Annotated in this window: 10 protein-coding genes; 4 read left to right on the top strand and 6 right to left on the bottom strand. The window is 74.0% G+C overall.

Going from position 1 to position 8,080, the window contains the following annotated elements; translation table 11 throughout:
• On the top strand, positions 1-672 hold a 672-nt coding region (locus ACTHMS_RS19790), incomplete at its 5' end, for a WS/DGAT domain-containing protein (protein ID WP_440308381.1).
• A 164-nt stretch (positions 673-836) separates the two neighbouring features.
• On the top strand, positions 837-1,538 hold the full coding sequence (locus ACTHMS_RS19785) for a response regulator (protein ID WP_440308380.1): 702 nt from the start codon (positions 837-839) through the stop codon (positions 1,536-1,538).
• Between the two features lie 24 nt (positions 1,539-1,562).
• Here ACTHMS_RS19785 and ACTHMS_RS19780 read toward each other — a convergent pair whose 3' ends face one another.
• Both ACTHMS_RS19780 and ACTHMS_RS19775 read right to left on the bottom strand, forming a co-directional pair.
• On the bottom strand, positions 1,563-2,039 hold the full coding sequence (locus ACTHMS_RS19780; protein ID WP_440308379.1) for a MaoC family dehydratase: 477 nt from the start codon (positions 2,037-2,039) through the stop codon (positions 1,563-1,565).
• 26 nt (positions 2,040-2,065) lie between these two features.
• Positions 2,066-3,019 carry a hypothetical protein gene (locus ACTHMS_RS19775; protein WP_440308378.1) on the bottom strand — a complete coding sequence of 318 codons (954 nt, stop codon included), beginning with the start codon at positions 3,017-3,019 and terminating at the stop codon, positions 2,066-2,068.
• A gap of 23 nt (positions 3,020-3,042) precedes the next feature.
• On the opposite strand from ACTHMS_RS19775, the gene ACTHMS_RS19770 reads away from it, so the two are divergent.
• Entirely contained in the window at positions 3,043-3,990 is a 948-nt protein-coding gene (locus tag ACTHMS_RS19770) for an alpha/beta hydrolase (RefSeq protein WP_440308377.1), read from the top strand.
• Here the strand turns inward: ACTHMS_RS19770 and ACTHMS_RS19765 are convergent.
• The 3 genes from ACTHMS_RS19765 to ACTHMS_RS19755 are packed head-to-tail and all read right to left on the bottom strand — an operon-like array spanning position 3,959 to position 6,982.
• Positions 3,959-4,897 (bottom strand): DUF2236 domain-containing protein, encoded by a 939-nt coding sequence (locus ACTHMS_RS19765; protein ID WP_440308376.1) that lies wholly within the window; start codon positions 4,895-4,897, stop codon positions 3,959-3,961. The two genes, ACTHMS_RS19770 and ACTHMS_RS19765, sit on opposite strands and share 32 nt — an antisense overlap.
• The gene (locus ACTHMS_RS19760; RefSeq protein ID WP_440308375.1) at positions 4,872-6,803 is read right to left on the bottom strand and encodes a linalool dehydratase/isomerase domain-containing protein; all 1,932 of its coding nucleotides are present in this window, start codon (positions 6,801-6,803) and stop codon (positions 4,872-4,874) included. Before ACTHMS_RS19760 ends, ACTHMS_RS19765 begins: the two co-directional genes overlap by 26 nt.
• On the bottom strand, positions 6,800-6,982 hold the full coding sequence (locus ACTHMS_RS19755; protein WP_440308374.1) for a hypothetical protein: 183 nt from the start codon (positions 6,980-6,982) through the stop codon (positions 6,800-6,802). Before ACTHMS_RS19755 ends, ACTHMS_RS19760 begins: the two co-directional genes overlap by 4 nt.
• A gap of 88 nt (positions 6,983-7,070) precedes the next feature.
• Between ACTHMS_RS19755 and ACTHMS_RS19750 the strand changes: the two genes are divergently transcribed.
• Positions 7,071-7,682 carry a TetR/AcrR family transcriptional regulator gene (locus tag ACTHMS_RS19750; RefSeq protein WP_440308373.1) on the top strand — a complete coding sequence of 204 codons (612 nt, stop codon included), beginning with the start codon at positions 7,071-7,073 and terminating at the stop codon, positions 7,680-7,682.
• A gap of 4 nt (positions 7,683-7,686) precedes the next feature.
• Here ACTHMS_RS19750 and ACTHMS_RS19745 read toward each other — a convergent pair.
• Positions 7,687-8,080: hypothetical protein (locus ACTHMS_RS19745; protein ID WP_440308372.1), on the bottom strand; the 394-nt coding region annotated here is incomplete at its 5' end.

The raw sequence follows: 8,080 nt of genomic DNA, 5'->3' as shown, positions 1-8,080 counted from the left end.
ACGCCGATCGCGCCGCTCGCGCCGATCGCGCCGCGCACGCCGTTCCCGACGGTGCGGCAGGTCGCCGCGGAGGCGCTGCGTCTGCCGTCGCTCGTCGCCGGATCCGGACTGCACGCCGCACGGGCCGTCGCGCGCCGGTCACTAGGCCGGATGGTGCGCGCCACGGCCGACCCGGTGGACGCCCGCCGATACCGGGCGACGACGGTCGAGCTCGCGGACGTCGACGCGGTGGCTGCGGCCGGCGCGGCCACCCGCGACGGCGTGCTGCACGCGATGGTCGACCGTGCGTGGGGACACGTGCTGGCGACGCGTGGCATGGGGCCGGCGGACGGCCCGACGGGCATCGTCGTGCCGGGCATGGTCGCCGGGCCGGAGCGTCCCGCACGGGTGCTCGGCGCACGGCTCGACCGCGTGGTGCCGTGCCGTCCCGTGCCGGACGGCGCGCGCGCAACGGTCGCCGGGGTCGCCTACGACGGACGACTGTCACTCGGCATCTCGTGCGCACCCGGCTTCGCGCCCGACGCCGAACAGTTCACCCGCGCCCTGGGGGCCGCCCTGCACCGGTTCCGGCGCGCGACGGGCGCGACGGGCCCGAGCAGGCACGACACCGCACCGCGCGACGCGCCGGACCGCACGACGCGCCGGGTCGACATGTCTCATTTGCGGACGTGACAGGTCGTCACAACATCCGTAGAGTGCACCTCGGTCGCACGATCTGCGGGGGCGTGACGACGGCACGGCGGGGCGGGTTCGGACGTCTCGAGACAGCACCTCCGGACGCCACCCGGCGGCCGGACCTGTTGTGGCTGGCGCCGCAGCACCCGAGGAGTTCCTGCATGTCGCTCACCCTCCGACCGCACCGTCCGCCGCGCCCGCACGCCCGGACCGCGCGGGTCTTCCTCGTCGAGGACCACGAGATCGTGCGCCGTGGTGTCGCCGAGATGCTCGGGCTCGAGAGCGACCTGGAGGTCGTCGGCGAGGCCGCGAACCTCCGTGACGCCCGCGCCGCCTTCGCCACCGTGCGTCCCGACGTCGTCGTGCTGGACATCCGGCTGCCCGACGGCAGCGGCCTCGAGTTCTGCCGCGAGGTGCGGGCCCTCGGCCCGGCCGTGCACTGTGTCGTCTTCAGCAGCCTCGACGACCGCACCACCCAGCTCACCGCAGCCCTGGCCGGCGCCTCCGGCTATGTCGTCAAGGACGCCGACTCGCAGACCCTCGGCGCGACCATCCGTGGCGTGGCCCGCGGCCACAACTACCTGGTCGCCGAGAAGGAGGCTGCGCTGCGGGCACTGCGGTCGGCCGTCGACGGCTCGCGGCTCGGCGGCCTCACCGCCCGTGAGGAGGCGGTGCGGCAACTGCTGCTGACCCGCCACTCCGACAACCAGATCGCCGCCGAGCTCGGCATCGAGCCGGCGGCCGTGCGCGCGGACGTCTCGTCGCTGGTCGTGAAGCTCATCGCGCCGACCATCACGTACCCGCGACGGTCGGCGCGCGAGGACGCACAGGGCCGACGCCGGCCGCGTCCGACCTCGTTCTGAGCGACGGGCCCGGCGACGGGCCGGTCAGGCGTAGACGAGCCGCGTGATCCACTCGGCCGAGAGCGCGGGCTTCGACTCGCCCTCGATCTCGACCGTGACCGCCCGCGTGACCTGCAGCGTGTTCGCGTCGCGCTGCTCGGCCTTCGCCAGCACGCTCGACGCGCGGATGCGCGAGCCGACCTTCACCGGGTTGATGAAGCGCACCTTGTCGAAGCCGTAGTTGACGCCCATCAGGATGCCGGTGAGCGTCTCGCTGCGCGCCGGGATGCTCGAGGACAGCGGTGTGAGCAGCGACAGCGTCAGGAAGCCGTGCGCGATGGTCGTGCCCCAGGGCGACTCCGTCGCCGCCCGGGCCGGATCGACGTGGATGAACTGGTGGTCGTCGGTGACGTCGGCGAAGGCGTCGATCTGCTCCTGCGTCACCGTCCACCAGTCGCCGGTGCCCTCGGGCTGACCGAGCCGCTGCTGGAACGAGGCGAAGGCGTCATCGGCATGCGTCATGCCACCGACTCTATCCAGCCCATGACTCAACGCCCGTAGGAGTCGACCCAGCGCAGCACGCGGGCGGCACGCAACGTGTTCCTCGGGCTGGGCCGGCCGACCCCGTCCTCCAGCACGACGGGGACGGCGCCGCGGTGGGTGCGCTCGAGCAGCCACCGGCCGTCCGGCTGCTGCTTGTCGCGCACGATGCCCACCGCCTCGTCGAGCCGGGGGTCGGGGGCGCCGCCCACGGCGCGGAAGTGCTCGAGGCCGCGCAGCACGTCGTGGTGCCACCAGGTGGGGAACGCGAGGTCGAGGTACGCCGGATCGGCGGGCTCGCCCGTGCTGAGCCGGCGGAACAGGCCGCGCTCGAGCAGGTACTCCTCCCCCGCCCGGCAGGCCTCGCCGATGGCGGCCGATGCGCCCACGACGCGCTCGTACTCGCGCAGTCCGTCGAGCACGTCGATGGTCGTGTCGAACGACGAGCGCACCGAGCCGCGCTCGGCCTCGCAGTTCCACCCGCCGTCGGCCAGGCGTTCGGTGAGCAGCCGGTCGACGATGCCCCGGACGTCGGCACCGAAGTACGCGCCGATCGCGACCGTGCGCCCGTTGATGCAGGGCTCGACCTCGCCCTGCCAGAAGGGCGCGTCGTCGTACTCCCACCGGCAGTTGGCCCCGACGAGCGCGACGGTCTCGCGCATCGCCGGTGCGGCGGGATCGACGCCGAGGTCACGCAGCAGGGTGAGCGTCGGCAGCGTCGACGTCCACGGCTGGCCCTGGCTGAAGTCGCCGCGGAAGTCGGCCGGGAAGCAGGCACCGCCCGCCCACTGCCCGTCGGGGTCGCGCGCCGCGAGCAGCGTGGCGCCCCACCCCTCGGTGGCCACCCGCGCACGCTCGGCCGCGACCTGCTCGGGCGGCGCGTCGGTGAGGTCGCGCAGCGTCTGCCACCGCACCGCCGGGTCACCCGCGAGCAACCAGTCGACGACCGCAGGGTCGATCATGACGGCAGGCTACTGTGCGGGACATGCCACTGGATGCCAACGTCGCCGGCCTGCTGCAGATGATGGCGGCCGCCAACCTGCCCCCCATGTCGCAGGGCACCGCCGCCGACGCCCGCGCGGGCCTGCGCACCCTGATGGTCGACATGCGTGACCCGGCGACCGTCGTGCCGGTCGGGTCGGTCGAGGACACCACGGTGGCCGGCGACATCCCGGTCCGCGTCTACCGCCCCGAGAGCGACGGCCGCGTGCCCACGGTCGTGTACCTGCACGGTGGCGGCTTCGTCATCGGTGACCTGGACACCCACGACGGCGTCTGCCGCAACCTCGTGCGCGATGTCGGCGCGGTCGTCGTCAGCGTCGACTACCGGCTCGCGCCCGAGCACCGCTTCCCGGCCGCGGTCGACGACTCGTACGCCGCGCTGCGCGACGTCGCCGAGCACATCGACGCCTACGGCGGTGACGCCGACCGCCTCGTGGTCGGCGGCGACAGCGCCGGGGGCAATCTCGCCGCCGTCTGCGCGCAACACGCACGGCGGGACGGGCTCGCGCTCGCGGCGCAGCTGCTCGTCTACCCGGCGGTCGACCTGCTCGGCGACTACGCGTCCCGGGAGGAGAACGCCGAGGGCTACTTCCTCACCCTCGACGACATGCACTGGTTCGCCCAGCAGTACCTCGACATCGCCGACGAGCACGACCCGCGGGCGCAGGAGCTCGCCACCGATCCCCAGGTCTCACCGCTGTACGGGCAGCTCGAGGGCCTCGCGCCGGCCGTCGTGGTCACGGCCGAGTACGACCCGCTGCGCGACGAGGGCAACCGCTACGCCGAGGCGCTCGCCGCCGCCGGCGTGAAGGTCGAGCACCAGCAGTTCGCCGGCCTGATCCACGGCTTCTACGGTCTCGAGGCGATCAGCCCGGCGATCGTCGACGCCAGCGGGTGGGTCAACGCACGGCTGCGGGACCTGCTCGGCTGACGTCCACGGACGGTCGGTGGCCGATCGTCCGCAGGTCGATCGCGCGGTCGCGGCCGCCGCCGAAGTGGTCGGTCCACGACCGCGTCGGGCGGTGCGGCCGCGCTGCCTGCAGGGCGAGGTAGGGACGCACCACCCGGCGCGCCCACGGCACGAGCCCGGCGGGCGGGTCGGGCAGCCCGTGCACCGCCCGCAGCGGCTCGTCGAGCAGCAGCAGGAGCAACGGATCGGCCAGGCGCCGCAGCGGCCCGGGGAACCACCGCTCGCGCCAGTCGACGAACAGTTGCTCGACCACCGCACGGCCACCCGGGGTCGGGCCGTACCGCTCGTGCTCGAACGCGAGGGTCCATCGCACGAGCTCGGCCCGGGTCGGCGGCACGGTGAGCCCCATGTACTCGCCGACGCCCCGCCAGAACAGGAACCGGGTCTGCCGCTCGACCTCGGTGAAGACCTCGATGCCGAGATGGTCGGTGATGCGATCGGCCTCCACCGCGAGGGACGCCAGGGTGTAGAGCTTGTCCTCGGCGCTGATGCCGAACCGCCGGTGGATCTCCTCCATCCGGTCGATGGCCGCCCGGCCGCGGGCGCTGGTGTGGCCGTGGCGCAGCATCTCGCCGAAGAAGACGAGCGTGTGGTCGTTGCGTCGCCGCGCGTCGGCCATCATGTCGCCGGTGCCGGTGCGGTGCACGATGCGGGCGATCGACGGCACCGCCAACTGCCGGGTGAACGCGACCAGGTAGGCGGCGTGCACGAACCAGGCGTCGCCGTAGCGCACCTCGTTGCTCAGGTGCGCGGCCTCCTCGTGGTCACGCACCGGGTCGAGCGTGTCGAGCCGCCGCCGGATGGCGCGGCCGCTGACGAGACGGCGGCCCTCGAACGCGTGCTCAGCGGGGCGCGAGGCGGAGTTCATGCCGGTCCTCCAGTTCGATGTCGACGAGCGCCTCGCCGGTGGCCGAGGCCGTGACGACCGCGTCGCGTCCGCCGCGCACCTCGTACTCGCGGTGCGGCTCCAGTCGCTCGACGCGCAGCAGGGTGCGGCGCGGGCCGCGGCCGGGGCGCAGCACGAGGTCGAGCGCCCGCCCGTCGGTCACCGCCTTCGCGACGAGCACGTCGGGGTAGGCGCACTCGGCGAGCAGCGGCCCCTGCCTCCACACCTGTGGAGCCCCGTGCACGACCAGGTCACGCAGCGCGCTGCGCCGCCCGAAGCGGCCGAGGTTGCCGTAGAGGTTCGCCATCACCGACGCGTCCGCGTAGCGGCGCGCCCCGTCGGCCTCCAGCACCGGTTCGTGCTCGGCGAGGCGGCGCGCTGCTGCCTCGGCCCAGTCGTCGTCGCCGAGTTCGCGGGCGGCCATGAGGGTGACGATGGTGCTGTAGGTGTCGCGTCCGACGCGGTAGTTGCCGGGGTCGAGCCGCGCCGACAACAACCGTGGGAACACGGGGCCGTCGTCGTCGCGGCGCAACGCCGTCTCGCGCAGCAGCCACCACGTGCGGTGGGCGATGTCCGGCAGCGCCGGATGCATCCAGAACGCCGTCGTCAGCTGGATCGACGGCCCCGCCCACAGGTTCCACGACAGTCCCAGGTGGCGGCTGCGCACGCCGATGATCCGGCCGTCGGGACGCAGGAACTCCGTCTCGTAGGCGTGCCGCAGCGCCGGTTCCACCTCGGCGAACCAGCTCGTGCCGTACGAGCGGTCGTGGCTGAGCAGGGTGTTCATGCCGAAGGTGTTGCAGACCGTGTAGATCCAGTTCGGCTCGCACGGGAAGAGCGTGTACGCGGCGCAACGGACGTTGCGGTGCACGCGCGCAGCGAGGGTCGAGAAGTCGTGGGGATGGGTCTCCCCCTCGTCCCAGCGGTAGGTCAGCGCACCCGGCTTCCGGTAGCGGTCGTCGTTGAGCGCGGCAAACATCCCGACCAGGAGCCCGTGGAAGCCGGTGAGCATGATGTTCTCGCCGTTGTCGATCGGGTCGCGGTCGCGCCGCAGGTTGCCCCAGGCGTTCTCGAGCGCCCAGTAGCCCCACACGCGCCGGTCGAGCATCTTCTCGATGGCGTTGCGCTGAGCCTCGGCGAGGTAGCCGGTGAACGCGGGTGTGCGGGTGAACTGGGCCATCGCGAGCGAGTAGCCGAGGGCGTTGAGCTGGTAGCGGGTCGCAGCCTCGCGGAACTGGTCGATGCGGTCGAAGCCCTCGAACGACTCGAGCGGCTGCAGCGCGAGGTCGAGGGCGAACCGCAGGTGGGCGAGGTCGTCCGGCGTGCTCTCGGCGACCGGTACCCGCACGTCGAGGCCGGGCGCGCCCGTGACGACGAACGGTGCCGCGGCGAGACGCTCGTTGAGCCGCGCCCCCACCCGGGCCTGCCGGGCGTGCCGCACGCGGTGCAGCACCACGAGGACCGCCAGCAACGCCGGGACGACGGCGGCCGAGACGACGCGTGCGGTGGGGTCGACGTGGTCGGCCGCGGCCGCACCCCAGGCCGCGGTGCCGAGCCAGACCACCGGCGGCAGCACGGTGGGTCCCATGGCCCACCAGAGCAGCACCGAGAGGCCGACCGCCCCCAGCGCGCCCAGCGCGAGCAACGGGTGGCCGGCGGCGAGCAGTCCCCCGCCCGGCACGACCAGCCCCAGCCCCAGGGCCGACCACGCCGGCGCCGCGCCGAGCAGGGACGGCAGCAGACCGACCAGCCAGAGCACGGCGTACGCGACCGCGTTGCGCCGGCGGATGCGGGCCGTGACCGGCGGTACCGCACGGCGCGGGGTCGGCAGCAGCGCCACCACCTGCCGGTCGGTGCCGGCCGGGGCGTCGCGGTCGACGGCGGTCACGCGGCGCCGCGCAACGGCGACGGTCGCGGCACCGCTCGCGCGACCGGCGACGGCCGCGGCGCGGGCCGTTCGGCGGGCGGCGCGAACGCGGTCACGGCCGGCCGGGCGCCGGGCCGAACGGCGTACCAGCCGCGCAGCACGAGCGACATCAGCGCGGCCAGCGCGAGGCAGCATCCCATCGACGATCACCCCTGGTCGGCGAAGTGGAACACGAGCGTTCCTGTTCGTCACCCTGAAACAAGAACGCCCGCGTGTCAAGATGGACCGATGAGCGAGGTCGTCCGTCCGTACCGCGGGGTGAGCGCCGACGCCCGCCGCGCCGACCGGCGCGCACGCCTGCTCGAGGCGGGGCGCGAGCAGGTCGGCGCCGTCGGCGTCACCGCGGTAACCGTCGACGCCGTCTGCGCCCGGGCCGGGCTGTCGAAGCGGTACTTCTACGAGGCCTTCCCCGACCGCGACGCCCTGCTCGTCGCCGTGCTCGAGGAGGTGCTCGACAGCGTGCGTGCCGCCATCGTCGCCGTGCTCGACCCGCGCGATCGGGTCGAGACGCGCATCGAGCGCACCGTGGCCACGCTGGTCTCGGCGCTCACCGCCGACCCCCGCGCGGCGCGGTTGTTCCTCGAGGCACCGCGGCTGTCGTCGCTCGAGACCAGGCGCATCGCCGAGTTCGACGTCTTCACCGACCTGCTCGTGCGGCACGTGCTCGACCTCGACGGGCACGACCCGGCCGCCCGCACAGCGACCCTGCTCATCGTCGCGGGCACCACCGAGGTCGTGAGCCGTTGGCTCGCCGGAGATCTCGACATCGACCGCACCGGGCTGGTCGCCGCCGTCGTCGCGGTCGGTCGGGCCGTCTCGGCCGTCCTCGACAACGGTTGAGCCGCTACCGGCCGCCGCAGCACGGGGTGGGGTTCGGCACCTCGAACGGCGCGACCCGGCCGTCGCCGGCCGGCAGCACGGGCAGCACCAGTCGTCCCTCGCGGAACAGCGGCCGCAGGAAGTCGCGCGTCTCGATCACGTCGGACGCCGCCACCGGGCCACCGTCGATGCGTTCGACCTCGTCGATCGCCGTCCGGGCGAGCAGTTCGTGCACAGGGACGTCGCCACCGACGTCCGGTTGGCCCGGGAAGCGGGCGGCGCGCCCGCCGTCGCGCGCCACGACCTCGGCCCGGGTCGTCGCCGCGGTCGCACCCGACCCGACCGCGAGGCCGAGCGCCCCGGGGGGGCGGGGGACCACATAGTAGGGCAGGGCCACGGCGGGTGGGGGGGGGGGGGGG

This window comes from Jatrophihabitans sp. (assembly GCF_051960575.1).
Taxonomy (GTDB): Bacteria; Actinomycetota; Actinomycetes; order Mycobacteriales; family Jatrophihabitantaceae; genus JBQCEE01.
This window is presented reverse-complemented; position numbering and strand designations above follow the sequence as displayed.